The organism is Kitasatospora sp. NPDC096128 (assembly GCF_040303105.1).
Lineage (GTDB): Bacteria > Actinomycetota > Actinomycetes > Streptomycetales > Streptomycetaceae > Kitasatospora.
On record NZ_JBEOSP010000068.1, the window covers coordinates 15,411 to 33,893 of the forward strand.

Here is an 18,483-nt window from a genome sequence, read left to right on the forward strand (position 1 = left end):
TATTCCTGTCGACGACCTCGGGGGCCGACTCACCGGAGAGTTTCAGACCCGCAGCTCGGGCGGGAAGCCCGTCCAGCACAGGTCCTCGGGCAGGTGGGACTGGTCGTTCAGCAGGAGGACGGCGGAGGGGCGGCCGGGGGCGAAGCGGAGGACGGTGAGGGCGGCGTTGGGGGCGTTGAGGCCGAGCCAGCGCCAGGCGGGGGCGTCCAGGGCGTGGCGGACCAGCCAGCCGATCAGGAAGGCGTGGGTGACGACCAGTTCGTGCCGGTCCTCGGGCCCGTCGACCGGTCCGGTGAAGCGGTCGACGGCCCGGCGGGCCAGTTCCGGGCCGCGGGAGCGCTCCTCCTCGGAGGCGCCGGCCAGGAAGCGCGACAGGAACTCGGCGCTGTCGACCGGGAGTTCGTCGGCGGCCGGGACGTACGGAACGTAGTCGCCGGCCTCCTCGCAGGCCGACACCGGCACCCCGTCGAGCTGTTCGCCGATGAGCCGGGCGGTCTGGGCGGCCCGGGGGAGCGGCCCGTGGTGGACAGCCGTGAGGGGGCGATCCGCCAGCCGGCGGCCGAGCAGGGCGGCCTGGCGGCGGCCGACGGCGGTGAGGCCGCCGCCGGCCGGACTGTTCGGGCTGTTCGGGTCGTTCGGGTCGTCAGTGCCGTCCTGGCCGCCGCGGGTGGCCTCGCCGTGGCGGGCGAGGTAGAGGTAGCGGGTGGCGGTGTCGGGCACGGGCGGGCTCCGGGAGGCGTTCGGTGACGTTGGTGTCCGGAGTGACGCCCGTGCACCGGGTGGTGGTTCCGGGCCACTGATCCGAAGCCCCGGCGGTCTCACCCCAACGGGGTGAAAGTCGCCCGGCAGAATCGGACGAATCAGGGCGGGTCGGGCGGCTTTCGGATCAGCCGGCGTGGGCCCGGTCCAGCAGGGCCAGTTCCTCCGTCGTCAGCCGCAGGGCGCCGGCGGCGATGTTGTCCTCCAGGTGCGCCACGTCGCCGGTGCCCGGGATGGCGAGGACGTGCGGGCCCCGGTGGAGCGTCCAGGCGAGTCGGACCTGGGCGGTGCTGACGCCGCGCGCCTCGGCCACCGTCCGGACCTCGCCGGGCTCGGCCCCACCGGCGCCCCCGGCCCCGCCCTCCCGCCCGGCGCCGGCGATGGCGTAGAAGGGGACGAAGGCGATGTCCTGCTCGCCGCAGAGCCGCAGCAGTTCGTCCTGGGCGGGGGAGGCGCCGATGCCGTACGGGTTCTGCACGCAGGTGACCGGGGCGATGCTCTGGGCCTCGGTGAGCTGGTGCGGGTGGATGTTGGAGAGGCCGAGTCGGCGGATCAGCCCGGCCTGCTGCAACTCGGCGAGTGCGCCGAAGCGTTCGGCGATCGAGTCGGTGCCGAGGACGCGCAGGTTGACCAGGTCGAGGTGGTCGCGGCCGAGCTGGCGCAGGTTCTCCTCGACCTGGGCGCGCAGGCCCTCGGGGGTGCGGGCGTGCTCGGTCCACCGGCCGTCGGTGCCGCGGGCGGGGCCGACCTTGGTGGCGATCACCAGGTCGTCGCGGTACGGGGCGAGGGCGCGGTTGATCAGCTCGTTGGCGGAGCGCAGCGGGGAGAAGTAGAAGGCGGCGGTGTCGATGTGGTTGACGCCCAGTTCGACCGCGCGGCGCAGCACCCGCAGGGCCTGGTCGCGGTCGCGCGGCACGGCGTCCGGTACGAGGGCCGGGCCGGTCTGCGGCAGGCGCATCGTGCCGAAGCCGATCCGGTGGACGGCGCGGTCGCCGAAATGCCAGGTGCCGGCCGCGGCGGCGGTGAGGGTGGTGTCGGAGGTCATGCGGATCATGATCGCCACTGCACTAGCCTGAGCGCCACTGATTCGGACATGTGTGAATCCATGGGGGCGGGTGTTGGCGGAGCTGCTGTTCACAGCGGGTGACCTGGCACGGATGCGGTTCGTTGTCGCACCGATGTGGGAGGTGGGGCCGAGCCTGCGCCTGCTGCGCTCGGGGCTGCCGCACGCCGTCCACGGGCCCTGGGTGGAGCAGGTCCGGCCCCGGTTGGCGGCGCTCGGCCCCGCGTACGGGCTGCTCGCCGAACTCGTGCCGCCCGCCGGCTACGTGCCGGACTTCCTCAACCCGGCCCCGACCGGTCCCGCGCCGACCCTCGCCGGGGAACTCGCCGCGATCCGGGCCACCCCCGTCGGGCAGGTCCGGCGCGACCTCGACCGGCTGGTGGCGGACCAGGCGGACCGTGCGGACCGGGCGGGAAAGGCGGACCGGGGCGGGCCCGGGCCGAGGCTGCGGGCCCTGCACGCCGACCCGGAGGCCGGGCTGGCGCGGCTCGCCGAGGCGATCGAGGCGTACTGGGAGCTGGCCCTCGCCCCGTACTGGGCGCGGATCCGCGCCGTGCTCGACGCCGACGTGCTGCACCGGGCCCGGCAGGCGGCCGAGCACGGTGCCGAGCGGGTGCTGAACGACCTGCACACCGAAGTGCGCTGGACCGACGGCGCCCTGCAGCTGAGCCGCCGCTCCCGCCCGATGCCGCGCCACACGTCCGGCCCGGGCCTGCTGCTGATCCCCTCCGCGTTCGCCGGCCCCGGCCTGTACACCCTGCTCGCGCCGCCGGCCCCGCCCCAACTCGCCTATCCGGCAAGGGGGATCGGCGACCTCTGGGCGGCGAAGGAGACGGCCCCCGGCACGGCGGCGCTCGCCGCGGTACTCGGCCGCTCCCGCGCCCTGCTGCTCGCCGAACTCGACGCACCAGCCTCGACCACCGAACTCGCCCGCCGCACGGGCCTGTCGCCCTCGGCCGTCTCCCAGTACCTGACGGCGCTGCGGGACGCCCGCTTGGTCAGCGCCCACCGAGCAGGGCGCTGGGTGCTGTACGCCCGGACGGCCACTGCGGAGGCGCTGCTGAACCCGGACGGCTGACGGAACGGCCGGCACGGTGTTCCGGGGACCTCGGCCGGATTGGGAGGAAACGCCGTCGTACCAGGGAGGGGAAGCGCAACTCGGCGTTCCAGCCGAGCACAGGGGAGTGGCGGCAGGCCCACTCCGGGCGGGGCCGGGCGGGGCCGGGCAGGCCCGGTTCGATCGTCCCCGAGCAGGGGTTCAGCGCGGAGCCGCACTGGATAGGCTGCCGGGCATGGAGCAGGAACAGCCTGTGGGCGAGCCGCGAGGCGCGCTGACCACCTTCGAGGGACGCCTCGTCCTCGACCTGGACGCCCGGATCGTCACCGTGGACGGCCGGGAGGTCCAGCTCACCCGCCAGGACACCCGGGCGCTGCGCACGCTGATCGAGCTGGGCGAAGGGACGCACGACCTGCTGGACATCCAACTGCACGGCTGGGACGGCCTGTTCGACCCCCGGGAGCTACGGCACCCGATGGCCCTCCTGCGGGCCAAGCTCGGCGAGCCCCCATGGATCGTCCGGGACCGGGAGCGGGACCGCTACGGCTTGCGGCCCCCCGGCCCGCCGCCGTCTGGGAAGCTGCGGGCATGACGCTTCCGCTTCTTCGCTGCGCCGTCCTGGACGACTTCCAGGGCGTCGCCACCAGCTCCGCCGACTGGTCCCCGGTGGCCGACCGGGTCGAGGTGACCGCCTTCCGCGAGCACCACGGCTCGGAGGCCGAACTGGCCGCCGCGCTCGCCGGGTTCGACATCGTGGTCACCCTGCGCGAGCGGGTACCGTTCCCTGCCACGCTGTTCGCCCGGCTGCCCCGCCTCAAGCTGCTGGTCGCCTCCGGCATGCGCAACGCGGTGATCGACCTCGCGGCCGCCGAGGCGCACGGCGTCACGGTGTGCGGTACGGCCAGCTCGGGCACCCCGCCGGTCGAGCTGACCTGGGCGCTGCTGCTGGGCTTGGCCCGCGGCATCGTCCAGGAGAACACCGCGCTGCGCGAGGGAGGGCCCTGGCAGAGCACCGTCGGGGCCGACCTGCACGGACGGACGCTCGGGCTGCTCGGCCTCGGCCGGATCGGCGGCGCGGTCGCCCGGGTGGGGCTCGCCTTCGGCATGGACGTGCTCGCCTGGAGCCGCAACCTGACCGACGAGCGGGCGGCCGGGGCCGGGGTGCGCCGGGCCGCGTCGAAGGAGCAACTGCTCGGGGAGAGCGACTTCGTGTCGATCCACCTGGCGTCCGACGCGGGCACCCGGGGGCTGATCGGCGCCGCCGAACTGGCCCTGATGAAGCCGGAGGCCTACCTGGTGAACACCTCCCGGGCGGCGATCGTCGACCAGGAGGCGCTGCTCGCCGCGCTCAACGGCGGCCGGATCGCGGGCGCCGCCGTGGACGTCTTCGACACCGAGCCGCTGCCCGTCGGCCACCCGCTGCGCCGCGCGCCCCGACTGCTGGCCACTCCGCATCTGGGGTACGTCTCGCAGGACAACTACCGCCGGTACTTCTCCGAGGCGGTGGAGGACATCGCGGCCTTCCTGGCGGGTGAGCCGATCCGCCGTCTGGGCTGACGCCCGCCCCCCGGCCCGGCCCCCGGTCGCATACTGACGGCATGACGAGCGGAGACGGTGACCGGGGTACGGGTCGACGCGGGGTGCTGCGGGCGGGTGCGGCGGCGCTGCTGCTGGGGGCGGCGGGGTGTTCGAGCGGGGCGAAGTCCGCTGTGGCGCCGACGAGTTCGAGCCCGAGCCCGAGTTCGAGCCCGAGCAGCACCTCACCTGAACAGACGACCCCGACCCTGACCCCGACAACCCCGACGACCCCGACCGCCGGGACCCCACCCCCGCTGCCCGCCCCGCCGCTCTGGCAGCCCGGCCCCGGCGAGATCCAGCCCGACGTCAAGCGCCGCGCCGTCGAGCTGGTCGCCGCCCTCGGCGCCTGGCCGCCCGGCGGGCAGGGGGTCGAGGCGGCCCGGTCCCGGGTGGCCGCGCTGGGCCTGCCGCCGGGGTTGGCGGACCAGGCCGGGCGGCTCGCCCCGGTGGCGCCGGAGGCGAGCCTGGAGGTGATCGACGCCCAGTACGGCGGGATCCTCGCCGACTCGGCGAGCGTGCTGGTGGTCTGCCGCCAGTGGACCAGGCAGTCGGACGGCTCGGTGGCGGCGGGCGGCATCACGGTGGACGTCCGGCTGAGCCGGGCGGCCCCGCGCTGGAACGTCACCGCCGTGAACCCCGGCGACCCGGGCCCGGCCGCCGCCTCGCCGGCCCCGGCGGTGGCGAAGGTGCTGGCCGAGCCGAGGATCGAGCTGCCGCCCGAGGCGGCCGCCGACCTGCGCAGTGGCACGGTCCACGACACCGTCCTGGCAGCGATGCTGCGGCTGGCCGGCCCGTACACGCTGTCGGTGAGCGTGGTGCGCACCGGCCACCCGCTGGACGTCTTCGGGACGACCCGGCCCAGCGATCATCCGCTGGGCCGGGCCTTCGACGTCTGGCGGATCGACGGCCGGGCGGTGGTGGACCCGGCCACGCCCCGGCAGCTGATCGAGTCCTTCATGCGGGACGCGGCGGCGGCCGGTTCGTACAACGTGGGCGGGCCGGTGGCGATCGCGGGGTCCGGCAACCAGTTCTTCACTGACGACACCCACCACGATCACGTCCACATCGGTTTCAACAGCTGAACTGTCGTAAGGACGAGCCTAGTTGACGCTGACCGCGCTCCAGGCCGCGGCGACCGCGTTGTACTCGGTGCTGCCGGCGCCGTAGAGGTCGCGGGCGGCGTTGAGCGAGGCGGCGCGGGCGCCCTTGTAGTTGGTGGTGGAGGTCATGTAGACGGTCAGTGCGCGGTACCAGATCTTGGCGACCTTCTGGTTGCCGATGCCGCTCACGGTGGACTTGTTGCAGGTGGGGCTGTTGTAGGCGACCCCGTTGACGGTCTTGCTGCCGCTGCCCTCGCTGGCGAGGTAGAACCAGTGGTTGCCGACGCCGGAGGAGTTGTGGACGTCGAGCCTGCCGACCGAACTGCTCCAGCAGTCCGCCGACTTGCCGTCCAGTGAGGGCTTGTCGAAGCGGCGCAGCCACGGCGGGGTCGACTGGTCGCTGAACAGGTAGTCGCCGGTGTCGATCCTGTTGTTGGCGTACCACTCGACCATGGTGCCGAAGATGTCGCTGGTGGACTCGTTGAGGCCGCCGGACTCGCCGCTGTAGCGCAGGTTGGCGGTGGCGCTGGTGACCCCGTGGGTCATCTCGTGGCCCATGGTGTCGAGGTCGACCTGCTCGGGGTCGGTGGTGCCGTTGCCGTCGCCGGTCATCATGCAGAAGCAGCTGTCGGACCACTGGGCGTTGTCCCAGTTCGTGCCGACGTGGACGAAGACGGTCGCGCCCTTGCCGTCGTTCTTGATGCCGTTCCGGCCGTGCACGTTCTTGTAGTAGTCGTACGTCCAGGCGGTGTTGGCGTGGGCGTCGACGGCGGCGGTGGCGCGGTCGGCGGAGAACTTCCTGCCGTCGCCCCAGACGTTGGTGGTACTGGTGAACGGGGTGCCGGAGCTCGCCTTGATCGAGCTCGCGGAGAGGTTGCCGGCGTCCTTGGTGACGTGGCCGCGGACCGGGTCGGTGAGGGTGTAGCCGCCGTTGGCCGCGGTGGTGTCGACGGTGACCTGACCGGTGTACTCGGAGTTCCCGGTGCCGGCGGCCTGGTGCTCGGCGTCGTAGGACTCGATCTGCTCGCCGGTGGTGGCGTCGGTGACGACGACCTTGCCGGCCGGCTGGCCGTGGTCGCCGGTGCCCTCGACGACGGTGCGCCAGGCCAGGCGCGGGGTGCCGTCGGCGGCCCAGACGACCAGCTCGGGGCTGCTGGTGGCGTCCTTGACGCCGGGGGCGGCGGAGAGCGCGTTCGCGGCGCCGGCCTGGGCGGGGACCTTGGGGACGGTGGACTTCACGGCGGCGTCGTGGGCGGCCGCCCGGGAGGTGTCCTTGAGCCGGCCGCGGGCGTCCTGGTGGACGACCAGGTCGCCGCCGACCACGGGAAGGCCCTGGTAGGTGCGGTCGAAGCGGATGTGCGAGGTGCCGTCGGCGTCGAGCACGGCGTCCTTGAGGACGAGGTCCTGGCCCGTGCCGTAGCCGAACACCCCGGGGTTGTGGGTGACGTTGGCGCGGGCCTGGGCGATCGCGGCCTCCCGGGCGGCGGGGGCGGCGCCGGCCGTGGTGGGGACGGCCACGGCGGCGAGGGCGGCGACGACGGCTGTCGCTCCGGCCGCGCGGACACGGCGGGAGGAGGAGGTGGGGGTCACACTGGCTCCAGTGGGGGTGGCTGCAGGTGCGGGGAGATGAGCTGCGACGCGTAGAGCTGCGACCGAGATTGACGGCGATCAGTCAGGTTCAGCTAGAGGAAAGGTCATAACTTTGCCAAGTTGTGTCCTGGTCAAATCAAAAATGATCGGAACTTAACAAGCCGGCCACACTGCCGTCGTGACGATCGATTACCGGGCGGCCACTCCCGGTGGCGCGGTGCGGGGCTGTCGGCCCGGTCGCCCGAGGCTCTACGCTCTCGCTCCATGGACGGATGGGTGGGGGCCTGGACCGGCAGGCGGGTGGCGGTGCACATCGGCAACGTCGCGGACTTCAACGCGCAGTTCTTCGCGCCGGGGATGGACGCCGCGCAGCGGGAGCGGCGGTTGCGGCAGGCGCACCACTACGCCTGCCTGGCCGTCGGCTACAGCCCGGAGCCGGCCGTGCTGGTGCTGCCGGCCGAGGTCGACCGGGCCTGGACCGACTGGCTCGGCCGGGAGTTGGCCTGGGGGCCGGTCGAGGTGCACAGCGGGCTGGCGGCCGGCCGGACGCTCGCCGAGGCGCTCGCCGACCGGCCCGCGCTGGCCGCCCGGATCGCGGACTCCGGTCATCCGGTGGTCAGTTGGGGCCGAACGGCGGCCCAGGGCGAGGGGCCCGAACTGGCCGCCGTGCGCCGCTACGAGTCCAAGGCGGCCGCGCACGGGCTGTTCGCCGCCCTCGCCCCCGCGCACCCCGGCGTCGTCGTCCCGGGCCAGGAGCGCGTCGACGGCCGCCGCCGGGCCGCCCTGCGGCTGACCGTCCGCGCCGCCCGGGGCCTGACCACGGTGCTCAAGAGCCCGTACGGCGTGGGCGGTTACGGCACCGTGGTGGTCGAGCCCGCCGAGCTGTTCGCCGCCGGTGGTGGGGGCGCCCTGCTGCGCCGTCTGGTGCGCGCCGAAGTCCTGCCTCCCCAGGGCGAGTTGCTGCTGGAGGAGTACGTGGACCCGGGCCCGGCCGCCCGGCTGCGCGACCTCACCTACGACGCCGTGATCGGCCCCGACGGCACCGTGCACCCGGTCGGGGCGGGCGCCATGGAGGTGGCCGGCACCCGCTACCAGGGCGTGACCGTCGGACCGGGCGTCGTCCCGCAGGCTGCTGCCGAGACCGCCCACCGGTTCGCCCTCGCGGTGGGGGAGCGGCTGGCCGCCGAGGGCTACCGCGGCTGGTACGACGTCGACTTCGTCACCGACCGGCAGCGCCGCCTCGCCCCCACCGAGATCAATCTGCGGCTCACCGGCCCAGCCGTCGCCTTCGTGCTGCGCGAGCGGCTGGACCGGGTGCGCGGCCCCGGTCACCTGGTCCGCACCCTGGACGCGCTGCCGCTCGGCGCCCGGCTCGCCCCCGAGGCGCTGCACGACCACCTCGACCGGCTGCGCCCGCGCTTCGCCCGGCTCGGCGTCACCCTGCTGCCACTGATCCCGACGGCGGCCCACGACCCGGAGCCCGCCGTCGGCCTCGCCCTGGCCGGACCGGACGCGGAGGCGCTGGACGCCGCCCAGGCCCTGCTCACGGCCGCCAACCACGCGCTGACCGGGATGTTCGAGGCGCTGCGCCCGCCCGGACGCTGATGATACGTCAATTCACCTTGGGGGGCGCAGGCTTGCGCAGCAGGAAGGTCACGACGATCACCGCGGCCAGCATCAGCGGGATGTTGAACACGTACACCATCGTCGTCTCCCGCGGCCAGTCCGTGGCCGCGGTCAGCCGGTAGAGGTTGTCCTGCGGCCACCAGGCGGCGAGCAGCCAGAACACCGCGAGGTAGGTGAGCAGCGAGAGTCGCAGGGACCGGCCCTGCCGGAGCACTACGGGGAGGCCGACGAAGAGGAAGGCCATCCCGGCGCCGAAGGCCAGGTTCTCGCAGAAGTACAGCAGCCCGAACCAGAGGTGGTAGCCCGTCGGCACCGCGGAGAGGTCCGTGGAGCCGGGGTAGAAACCGTTGGTGCTGACCCAGGCCAAGAACGTGAAGAACAGGACGCAGAAGATCGCCGCGCAGCCCGAGCCTCCCCCCTCCCCGTTCCCACCCCCCGCCTTGCCGCCGCCCTTGCGGCTGCCGCCCGCCTTGGCCGAACGCGGCGCGGTGTGCTGCGGCGGGGCCGGCAGCGGGAGCTGGGCGCGGTCCAGCTTGCCGGCCCGGGTGCGTGGCAGCTCCGGGACGACGATGACGGCGGCGGGCGCGGAGTAGCCGTTGAGCTCGGCCAGCAGGTACTGGGTGAGTGACCAGCCGTCCACCCCGCCCGGCGACCCCTGGGTGGGCACCGCGTAGCCGACCAGCACCCGCCGCCCCGGTACGGGCTGCACCTCGACCACGGCCGCCTCCCGCACCGCCGAGTGGGCGCGCAGCGCGCCCTCGGCCCGGGCCGCCGCCTTGACCCGGGTGGTCACCGTGGTCGCCCGGTTCGCGCCGAGCGGGCCGACCACGGTGGCGGCCCGGCCGACGAACTCCAGCACGCCGTCCGCCCGCATCACCCCGAGGTCGCCGGTGAGCAGCACCCGCCCGTCCGGGTCGAAGTCGGCGCGGACGAATCGGCGGGCGGTGTCCACCGGCCGGTTGAGGTAGCCGCGGGTCAGGCCGGAGCCCGCGATCGCGATCTCGCCGATCCGCCCGGGCCCCACCGGGGTGGCCTGCGGGCCCAGTACGTACGCCCGGGTGCCGGGGAAGGGCCGGCCGACCAGCGAGACCTGCTCCGCGCCCTCGGCGGCGGCCGCGCCGCGCACCTCGAACCAGGTGCTGTCCACGGTGGCCTCGGCCAGGCCGTAGACGTTCAGCACCCTGGTGTCCCCGCCGAGGAGGCGTTGCAGGGCCAACTGCTCGTCCAGGTACCACTTCTCGGCGCCGACGGTGAGCAGCCGAACCCCGGGCAGCCCGGCGCGGGTCGCGGTCAGCAGGGCGGTGAGACGGCGCGCGGTGCGGACGTTCAGTTCCATCACCGTGATCCGCTCCTCCGCCACCAGCGCGGGCAGCGCGGCCAGGTCGGCTGTGCGGTCCAGGGTGAGGTTGTACGCGGTGACCACCAGGGTGGCGCCGGTGCCCAGTGCGCGGACCCAGTCGGCGGTGAAGACGTCGAACTCCAGGCTCGCCGTCTGCAGGATCCGGTCCTCGGCCGTCAGTTCGTACACCGCGCGCCAACCCGCGTACGCGGACAGCAGGTTGCGGTGCTCGACCAGGACGCCGGTGGGCAGGCCGGTGGAGCCGGAGGTGTAGAAGACGCAGGCGACGTCCCCCGGGGACACCTCCGGCTGCACGAACTCCTGCTGCGGCAGGTCCAGTTCGTCGAGGCAGACCGGATCCGCCCCGCCCGCGTCCGCCAGCCGCACCCGGTGGCGCCGCTCCGTCAGCACCAACCCGGGCGCGGCGTCGCCCAGTACGTGCCGCAGCAGCGCTTCGGGCGCCGTCGGCTCCAGTGGCACGAAGGCGGCGCCGGTCTTCAGCACCGCCAGCAGGGCGACGTACACCTCGGTGCCCCGGCCCAACGCGACCGCCGCCCGACCGCCCGGGCCGAGCCCGCGCTCCGCCAGGTGGGCGGCCAGCCGCTCGGCCCGCGCGTCCAGCTCTCCGTACGTCAGCTCGCTGCCGCCACAGCGCACCGCCACCGCCTCCGGTGCCCGGCGGGCCTGCCGCTCGACCAGCCCGTGCAGAGTCTGGGCCCGCTCCTCGTCGATCACCATCACGCCTCCCCCTCGTCCCCCTCGGAAATCCACCATGTTCCTCCCAACTCCCCCCGTGCAACAGGGTTCTGGTGAGTCCATTCCTCGGACGGGAGGACTCCGCCCAGGGCGACGGTTGTACGGTGCACACGGACGGTCGGCGCCGGGCCGGTCCGGTGCGGCGCCCCGCCCCCCCCTGACCGGCACCGTGATCGGAGACCTGCACCATGGACCCGTCCTTCGACGGCCCGCTGCTGCGCACCCAGGACGTGGACGTCGTGCGCGACGGCCGGCACCTGCTGCGCGGCATCACGCTGGAGATCCAGCCCGGCGAGCACTGGGCGCTGCTCGGCCCCAACGGGGCGGGCAAGTCCACCCTGCTCGCCCTGCTCGGCGCGGTCTCCCACCCCACCCGGGGCACGGTGGAGGTGCTCGGCCGCCGACTCGGCCGGGTGGACGTCAGGGAGCTGCGCGCCCACCTCGGGCACGTCAACCCGCGCCACCCGCTGCGCTCTCCGCTGAGCGTGCGCGAGGTGGTGCTCACCGGCCACACGAACACCATCGAGCCGGAGTGGCACCGCAAGCCTGCGCCGGAGGCGCTGGAGCGGGTCGAGCGGCTGATCGAGACCCTCGGCATGACCGCGATGGCCGACGCCCCGTGGACCACGCTCTCCCAGGGCGAGCGAGGCCGGGCGCTGATCGCCCGCGCGCTGATGCCCAGCCCCCGGCTGCTGCTGCTCGACGAGCCCGCCACCGGGCTGGACCTCACCGCCCGCGAGCTGCTGCTGGACAGCCTGGACCTGCTGCGCCACCAGCATCCCGAGCTGGCCAGCGTGCTGGTCACCCACCACCTGGAGGAGCTGCCGGAGAGCACCACCCACGCGCTGCTGCTGCGCGAGGGCGAGTGCGTGGCGGCCGGCCCGGTGGACGGGGTGATGACCACGGAGCTGATCAGTGAGACCTTCGGCCACCCGATCCGGATCAGCCGCCAGGAGGGCCGCTGGACGGCCCGGGCCGCCGCCCGCCGGACGCCGGGGAGGTAGCGGCCGGGGGCGGCGGAGGGGCCGAGGCGGAGGGGCCGGGGAAGGGGCAGGCCGAGAGGTAACGGTTCGGGCAGGGCGGGGCCCGGCTGTCGACGGTAAAGACTTCTTACGTAAGGTATGCCTTAGCTAAACAGGAGGCACCGGCCAGGCCGGTGCTTTACCCGGCCTTGGCACCCCCATGCCCTTTTCCGTTGGAGCCCCCATGTCCGCCCGCCGCCGTTCCACCGCAGCCGCGCTGCTCAGCCTCGCCGTGGCCACCGCCGCCCTGGCCGGCTGTGCGTCGAAGAAGGACGACAAGGCGGGCGGCGCGGACGCGGTGAAGGTGAACGCCACCGACACCGCCTGCGAGGTCTCCAGGACCAGCTTCCCGGCCGGTCACGTGGTGATCGACATCAGCAACAAGGGCTCCAAGACCACCGAGGTCTACGTCTACGCCGCCGGCGACAAGATCGTCACCGAGCGGGAGAACATCGGCCCCGGCACCAAGGCGACCATCAATGCCGAGATCAAGGCCGGCAGCTACGAGGTCGCCTGCAAGCCCGGCATGGTCGGCGACGGCATCCGCCAGAAGATCACCGTGACCGGCGACAGCGGCAGCGCCGCCCCCGCCGACCCGCGCCTGGCCGCCGCCGTCGAGGCCTACCGCACGTACGCCCAGGAGCAGGCCGACGCCACCATCCCGGCCGTCGAGGCCTTCGCCGCCGCGATCAAGGGCGGCGACCTGGAGAAGGCCAAGTCGCTGTACGCGCCGTCGCGCACCGGCTGGGAGCGCACCGAGCCGGTCGCCGAGAGCTTCGGTGACGTCGACCCCAAGACCGACACCCGCGAGGACAAGCTGGAGCAGGGCCAGGCCTGGACCGGCTGGCACCGGCTGGAGAAGGCCCTCTGGGCCGACGCGAAGATCGGCGACGAGGAGAAGACCCTCGCCGACCAGCTGGTCACCGACCTCAAGGACTGGCAGAAGAAGATCCCCGAGGCGGAGATCACCGCGACCAGCATGGCCAACGGCGCCAAGGAACTGCTCGACGAGGTCGCCACCAACAAGATCACCGGCGAGGAGGACCGCTACAGCCACACCGACCTGGCGGACTTCCAGGCCAACGTCGAGGGCGCGCAGAAGGCCTACGAGCTGCTGAAGCCGGTCGCCGCCGAGAAGCAGCCGGAGCTGGCCAAGACCCTCGACTCCGAGTTCGCCGCGATCAACACCCTGCTGGCCAAGTACAAGCAGGCCGACGGCACCTTCACGCCGTACGACAAGGTCACCGAGACCGAGCGCAAGGCCTTCTCCGACGCGGTCAACTCGCTGGGCGAGCCGCTGTCGAAGCTGGCCGCGGCCGTCGTCGTCAAGTAACCGTCAGCAGTCAGCAGTTCCAGTAGTTCAGCAAGAGTGAGAAGGGCCGGCCCGCCGATGGACGCCGAGAACGAGCAGCAGCAGCACGGCACTCCGGCCGCTGCCGCCACTGCCACCGCCACCCCGGGCGCGGTCAGCCGCCGCGCCGTCATCGGCTGGGCCGGCGCGGGCGTCGCGCTCGGCGCCGCCGCCGTCGGTTCGGTCGCCGCGGCGGGCCGGCAGGACGACGACCCCGCCCCGGCGGCCAGGGCAGCGACCGCCGGGGAGGTGCCCTTCTACGGCGAGCACCAGTCGGGCATCGCCACCCCCGTCCAGGACCGGCTGCACTTCGCGGCCTTCGACGTCTCCGAGAAGGCCACCCGGGAATCCCTGGTCAAGCTGCTCAAGGAGTGGACCAAGGCGGCCGCCGCGATGACCGGCGGCCGAGAGGTGGGCACCGGCGCCGTCCCCGGCTCGGCGGAGGCGCCGCCGGACGACACCGGCGAGGCCCTCGGCCTGCCCGCCTCCCGGCTCACCCTCACCATCGGCTTCGGGCCCAGCCTGTTCGAGAAGGACGGTGTGGACCGCTTCGGCCTCAAGGCCCAGCGCCCCGACGCCCTGATCGAACTGCCCAACTTCAAGGGCGACAAGCTCGACCCGCTGCGCAGCGGCGGCGACCTCTGCGTCCAGGCCTGTGCCGACGACCCGCAGGTCGCCGTGCACGCGATCCGCAACCTGGCCCGGATCGGCATGGGCACCGTCAACATCCGCTGGTCCCAGCTCGGCTTCGGCAAGACCTCCTCGACCACCCCGGACGAACAGACCCCGCGCAACCTGATGGGGTTCAAGGACGGCACCCACAACATCGCCGGCAGCGACGGCGCCAACCTCGCCGAACACGTCTGGGCAGCCCCCGGCGACGGCCCGGAGTGGATGACCGGCGGCTCCTACCTGGTCGCCCGGCGGATCCGGATGCACATCGAGACCTGGGACCGCGCCCCGCTCAAGGACCAGGAGGACACCTTCGGCCGCACCAAGGGCGAGGGCGCCCCGTACGGCAAGGCCAAGGAGCACGACGCCCCCGATCTCAAGGCGATGCCCGCGACCTCGCACGTCGCCCTGGCCCACCCGGACGCCAACAACGGCCTGATGATCCTGCGCCGCGGCTTCTCCTTCACCGACGGCACCGACGGCCTCGGCCGCCTGGACGCCGGACTGTTCTTCCTCGCCTACCAGCGCGACACCCGCAAGGCCTTCGTGCCGCTCCAGCAGCGGCTCGCGGCCTCGGACAAGCTCAACGAGTACATCCAGCACGTCGGCTCCGCCCACTTCGCCTGCCCGGCGGGTGTCCGAAAGCCGGGGGAGTGGTGGGGCCAGTCCCTGTTCGGCTGATCCTTCCCACCCCCACCACCCCGAGGAGTCAGCCGTGTTCGGCAACTACCTGATCGGCCTGCGCGAAGGCCTCGAGGCCAGCCTGGTCGTCTGCATCCTGATCGCCTACCTGGTCAAGACCGACCGCCGGGACAAGCTGCCGCCGGTGTGGATCGGCGTCGGCGCGGCCGTGGTGCTCTCCATGGTCTTCGGCGCCGTCCTGCAGTTCGGTTCCTCGCAGCTCACCTTCGAGGCCCAGGAGGCGCTCGGCGGCTCGCTGTCGATCATCTCGGTCGGGCTGGTGACCTGGATGGTGTTCTGGATGCGGCGCACCGCCCGGCACCTCAAGACCGAGCTGCACGGCAAGCTGGACGCGGCGATCGCGATGGGCACCACCGCGCTGGTGGTCACCTCCTTCCTGGCGGTCGGCCGCGAGGGCCTGGAGACCGCGCTGTTCATCTGGTCGGCGGTGCAGGCCACCGACGACGGCTGGAACCCGCTGATCGGCGCCGCACTCGGCCTGCTCACCTCGGTGGTGCTCGGCTGGCTGTTCTACCGCGGCGCGCTGAAGATCAACCTGGCCAGGTTCTTCACCTGGACCGGCGCGATGCTGGTCGTGGTCGCGGCGGGCGTGCTCGCCTACGGCGTCCACGACCTCCAGGAGGCCGGCTGGCTGCCCGGCCTGCACGCCACGGCCTTCGACATCTCCAGCACCATCCCCAAGGACAGCTGGTACGGCACCCTGCTGAAGGGCGTGTTCAACTTCCAGCCGGACCCGACCGTGCTGCAGCTGGTGGTCTGGCTGGCCTACCTCGTTCCCACCCTGGCCGTCTTCTTCAACCTGTTCGGGAACAGGGCGAAGCCCGTCGCCGCCAAGCCGGCCGCCTGACCCGGCAGTTCACCCCGCACACCGCACCGCACCTGACTGCACCGCACTGCGCCGCACCGCCCCGCCCGGCACCCGCCGGGCGGGGCGGTGTCGTCTGTGCGGCCTTCGCTACGGCGATGGAGCAACCCACCGTCCAGGGTGTGCTGTTCACCACCGACGCGCCGGAGCCCCGGACGGTTGGGACCGTCCGGGGCTCCGTGGGTGAGGCGGGGGCTACTGGCTCTTGATGGAGTCCAGGATGTCCAGCTTCGCCGCCCGGTGGGCCGGCCAGAGGGCTGCCAGCAGGCCGATCGCGGCGGCCGCGAGCAGGTAGCAGGCGACCTGGAGCGGCGGCACCACGGTGGTGATGTCCTTGAAGCTGTCCGCGACCGTGCGGACGCCCGCCCAGGCGACCAGGATGCCGAGGCCGACCCCGACCAGCCCGCCGAACAGCGCGATCAGCAGCGACTCGAGCCGGACCATCCGGCGGATGCCGAGCCGGTCCAGGCCGATCGCCCGCAGCATGCCGATCTCCCGGCGCCGCTCGAACACCGACATGGCCATGGTGTTGACCACACCGAGCACCGCGATCACCACGGACATGCCGAGCAGCCCGTACATCATGTTCAGCATGTCGGTGACGGACCGGCGGCTCTCCGCCTTGATGTCCTTGTCGCCCTTGACCGAGATCAGCGGGTTGCCGCCGGTGGCGTCGCGCAGCGCCTGCTTGAGCTCCTCGGTCGGGCCGTTCACGCCCTTGACCATGATCTTGTTCAGGCCGGACCCGGGCTTCGCGTGCGGGCCGACCACGGCCTCCGGGGCGACCACGCCGGCCAGCGCGGTGTCGGCCTCCATGATGCCGCCGACGGTGAGGGAGCCCTTGGTGCCGTCCGGGTAGGTGACGGCGAGGACGCTGCCGACCTGGTACCCGGCGTGCTCGCTCCGGGCGGAACTCACCAGCAGCTTGCCCTGCTTGAGGGCGTCCGCCGAGCCCTCCTTGACCTTGACGGTGGCCAGCTGGCCGATGGCTGCCGCGTCCACCGCGACCAGGTACTCGTCGTCCTCGCCCTGGCCGACGGTGACCGGGACGCTGCGTTCGCCGCTGACCGCGCTGACCCCGGGCGCCTTGGCGATCTGGCCGGCGAGTTCGGGGGAGAGCATCGAGAAGTTCTGCATGGCGACCGTGTAGTCGGCCTTGAGGTCGGTCGCGGCGGCCTTGTCCACGGCCTGGTTCACCGACGCGCCCATGACGGTCAAGGAGGTGATCAGGGTGACGCCGATGGTGAGCGCGGAGGCGGTGGCGGCGGTGCGGCGCGGGTTGCGGACCGCGTTCTCCTGGGCCAGCTTGCCCGGGGTGCCGTACACGGCGCGCAGCACCGGGGCGAGCAGCGAGATCAGCGGCCGGGACAGCAGCGGAGTCAGCACGAACACGCCGATCAGCAGCGCGCCCGCACCGAGGCCGACCAGCTTGACCTCCTTGCCGGACGCGCCGGCGGCCAGGGCGCCCGCGCCGGCCAGCGTGAACAGCAGGCCGATGGTGTTGCGGACCACCAGGCTCTTCTGGGTGGCGGGCTGCTCGGTGGCGCTCATCGCCGCCACCGGCGCGATCCGGGAGGCCCGGCGGGCGGGCAGCCAGGCGGCGACCAGGGTCACCAGCACGCCGACCGCGATCGCGACGAGGACGGTGGCGGGGGCGACGACCAGCGGGCCGTCCGGCAGGTTGGCGTCCATCGGGCCGTTGACCAGGGCCTTGAGTCCGACGGCGATCCCGACGCCGGCCAGCAGGCCGGCGACCGAGGCGGTCAGGCCGACCAGCACGGCCTCGACCTTCACCGAGCGGGTGATCTGCCGGCGGGTGGCGCCGACGGCGCGCAGCAGGGCCAGTTCCTTGGTGCGCTGGGCGACCAGCATGGTGAAGGTGTTGGCGATGATGAAGATCCCGACGAACAGCGCGATGCCCGCGAAGCCCATCAGGAAGGTGTTCAGGATCTTGGTGCCCCGGGCGATCATCTCGTCCTGCTTGGCGGCGAGTTCGCGGCCGGTCCGGGCGTCGATGTTGTCGCCCTGGGGGACGGTCTGCTTGACGGCCGCCAGCAGCGCGGTGTCGTCGGTGCCCGGCTTCGCCTTGACGTCCAGTTCGGCGTAGCGGCCGGGGCTCAGGTAGAGCTGCTGGGCGGTGGCGGTGTCGAAGGCGGCGAGCGAGCCGCCGGACATCACCCGGGGGTCGTTGGTGTGCAGGGTGCCGGTGAGCTTGAGCTCCATCACCGGGCCGTTGACCGCGACCCGGACGGTGTCGCCGGGCTTGAAGCCGCCCTTCCCGGCGGTCCGGGTGTCCAGCGCGATCTCGCCGGCCTCCTTGGGGCCGCGGCCCTCGACCAGCGGGTAGCGCGGGTCGGTGCCGTCGGCGCCCGGCACGTAGTTGGTGCCGGTGGTGGAGAAGCCGTTGCCGATCAGCGCGCCCTTCTTGTCGGCGATGCCGGCGAAGCCGCTGACCACGCCGCGCGCGTCGGCGACGCCGGGCAGCGCGGCGAGCTTCTTGCGGGTGTCCTCGGTGAGGGTCGGGGCGTTGGCGGTGTCGCCGTTGCCGCCGTGGTCGTAGCCGCGGCTGACGGCCGAGCCGTCGCTGACCGTGACGGCGATGTCGGCGTAGCTCTTGGAGTTCTGGCTCCGGAGGGCCTTGCCCATGGTGTCGGTGAAGACGAGGGTGCCGGCCACGAAGGCGGTGCCGAGCATGACGGCCAGCATCGTCATCAGCAGTCGGCCCTTGTGGGCCAGTACGTTGCGCAAAGCGGTGCGGAACATGGGGGAGCGTCAGTCCTGGGGGTACTCGGAGGGAGGTGGCGGCGGGGGTTCGAACGGGCTCAGCTGGTGCGGCCCTTGGTGTCGAAGCGGCGCATGCGGTCCAGGACGGTGTCGGCGGTGGGGCCGTGGAGTTCGTCGACGATCCTGCCGTCGGCGAGGAAGACGACGCGGTCGGCGTAGGAGGCGGCGACGGGGTCGTGGGTGACCATGACGACGGTCTGGCCGAGTTCGCGCACGGAG

14 protein-coding genes and 1 pseudogene are annotated in these 18,483 nt (G+C 73.2%); 9 read left to right on the forward strand and 6 right to left on the reverse strand.

What is annotated here, in order from left to right:
- Positions 1 to 42: 42 nt before the first annotated feature.
- Positions 43 to 720 carry a histidine phosphatase family protein gene (locus ABTY61_RS39100; protein ID WP_350509983.1) on the reverse strand — a complete coding sequence of 226 codons (678 nt, stop codon included), beginning with the start codon at positions 718 to 720 and terminating at the stop codon, positions 43 to 45.
- Positions 721 to 886: 166 nt separating this feature from the next.
- Complete coding sequence (locus ABTY61_RS39105; RefSeq protein WP_350509984.1) at positions 887 to 1,804, reverse strand: aldo/keto reductase; 918 nt, start codon at positions 1,802 to 1,804, stop codon at positions 887 to 889.
- 112 nt (positions 1,805 to 1,916) lie between these two features.
- Between ABTY61_RS39105 and ABTY61_RS39110 the strand changes: the two genes are divergently transcribed.
- The 4 genes from ABTY61_RS39110 (at position 1,917) to ABTY61_RS39125 (ending at position 5,539) form a co-directional block, all read left to right on the forward strand.
- Positions 1,917 to 2,900 carry an ArsR/SmtB family transcription factor gene (locus ABTY61_RS39110; protein ID WP_350509985.1) on the forward strand — a complete coding sequence of 328 codons (984 nt, stop codon included), beginning with the start codon at positions 1,917 to 1,919 and terminating at the stop codon, positions 2,898 to 2,900.
- Positions 2,901 to 3,114: 214 nt separating this feature from the next.
- Positions 3,115 to 3,471 (forward strand): hypothetical protein, encoded by a 357-nt coding sequence (locus ABTY61_RS39115; protein WP_350509986.1) that lies wholly within the window; start codon positions 3,115 to 3,117, stop codon positions 3,469 to 3,471.
- The gene (locus ABTY61_RS39120) at positions 3,468 to 4,436 is read left to right on the forward strand and encodes a D-2-hydroxyacid dehydrogenase family protein (RefSeq protein ID WP_350509987.1); all 969 of its coding nucleotides are present in this window, start codon (positions 3,468 to 3,470) and stop codon (positions 4,434 to 4,436) included. Before ABTY61_RS39115 ends, ABTY61_RS39120 begins: the two co-directional genes overlap by 4 nt.
- A 41-nt stretch (positions 4,437 to 4,477) precedes the next feature.
- A complete protein-coding gene (locus tag ABTY61_RS39125) occupies positions 4,478 to 5,539 on the forward strand; it encodes a hypothetical protein (RefSeq protein WP_350509988.1) in 1,062 nt (353 codons plus the stop codon).
- An 18-nt stretch (positions 5,540 to 5,557) separates the two neighbouring features.
- Here the strand turns inward: ABTY61_RS39125 and ABTY61_RS39130 are convergent, their stop codons facing one another.
- The gene (locus ABTY61_RS39130) at positions 5,558 to 7,147 is read right to left on the reverse strand and encodes a M4 family metallopeptidase (RefSeq protein WP_350509989.1); all 1,590 of its coding nucleotides are present in this window, start codon (positions 7,145 to 7,147) and stop codon (positions 5,558 to 5,560) included.
- A 264-nt stretch (positions 7,148 to 7,411) separates the two neighbouring features.
- Between ABTY61_RS39130 and ABTY61_RS39135 the strand changes: the two genes are divergently transcribed.
- Positions 7,412 to 8,752: a hypothetical protein gene (locus tag ABTY61_RS39135; protein ID WP_350509990.1), complete on the forward strand. Its 1,341-nt coding sequence runs from the start codon at positions 7,412 to 7,414 to the stop codon at positions 8,750 to 8,752.
- Positions 8,753 to 8,759: 7 nt separating this feature from the next.
- Here ABTY61_RS39135 and ABTY61_RS39140 read toward each other — a convergent pair whose 3' ends face one another.
- Positions 8,760 to 10,850: an amino acid adenylation domain-containing protein gene (locus ABTY61_RS39140; protein WP_350509991.1), complete on the reverse strand. Its 2,091-nt coding sequence runs from the start codon at positions 10,848 to 10,850 to the stop codon at positions 8,760 to 8,762.
- Positions 10,851 to 11,056: 206 nt separating this feature from the next.
- Between ABTY61_RS39140 and ABTY61_RS39145 the strand changes: the two genes are divergently transcribed.
- The 4 genes from ABTY61_RS39145 (at position 11,057) to efeU (ending at position 15,462) form a co-directional block, all read left to right on the forward strand.
- The gene (locus ABTY61_RS39145) at positions 11,057 to 11,872 is read left to right on the forward strand and encodes an ABC transporter ATP-binding protein (protein WP_350509992.1); all 816 of its coding nucleotides are present in this window, start codon (positions 11,057 to 11,059) and stop codon (positions 11,870 to 11,872) included.
- A 202-nt stretch (positions 11,873 to 12,074) separates the two neighbouring features.
- Positions 12,075 to 13,223 (forward strand): iron uptake system protein EfeO, encoded by a 1,149-nt coding sequence (efeO, locus tag ABTY61_RS39150; protein ID WP_350509993.1) that lies wholly within the window; start codon positions 12,075 to 12,077, stop codon positions 13,221 to 13,223.
- Between the two features lie 57 nt (positions 13,224 to 13,280).
- A complete protein-coding gene (gene efeB, locus ABTY61_RS39155; protein ID WP_350509994.1) occupies positions 13,281 to 14,594 on the forward strand; it encodes an iron uptake transporter deferrochelatase/peroxidase subunit in 1,314 nt (437 codons plus the stop codon).
- Between the two features lie 34 nt (positions 14,595 to 14,628).
- Entirely contained in the window at positions 14,629 to 15,462 is an 834-nt protein-coding gene (efeU, locus tag ABTY61_RS39160; protein ID WP_350509995.1) for an iron uptake transporter permease EfeU, read from the forward strand.
- A gap of 213 nt (positions 15,463 to 15,675) precedes the next feature.
- Here the strand turns inward: efeU and ABTY61_RS39165 are convergent, their stop codons facing one another.
- Positions 15,676 to 18,243 (reverse strand): ABC transporter permease, encoded by a 2,568-nt coding sequence (locus ABTY61_RS39165; RefSeq protein ID WP_350509996.1) that lies wholly within the window; start codon positions 18,241 to 18,243, stop codon positions 15,676 to 15,678.
- Positions 18,244 to 18,302: 59 nt separating this feature from the next.
- Positions 18,303 to 18,483 (reverse strand): annotated as a pseudogene (locus tag ABTY61_RS39170) (ABC transporter ATP-binding protein); the annotation flags it as partial.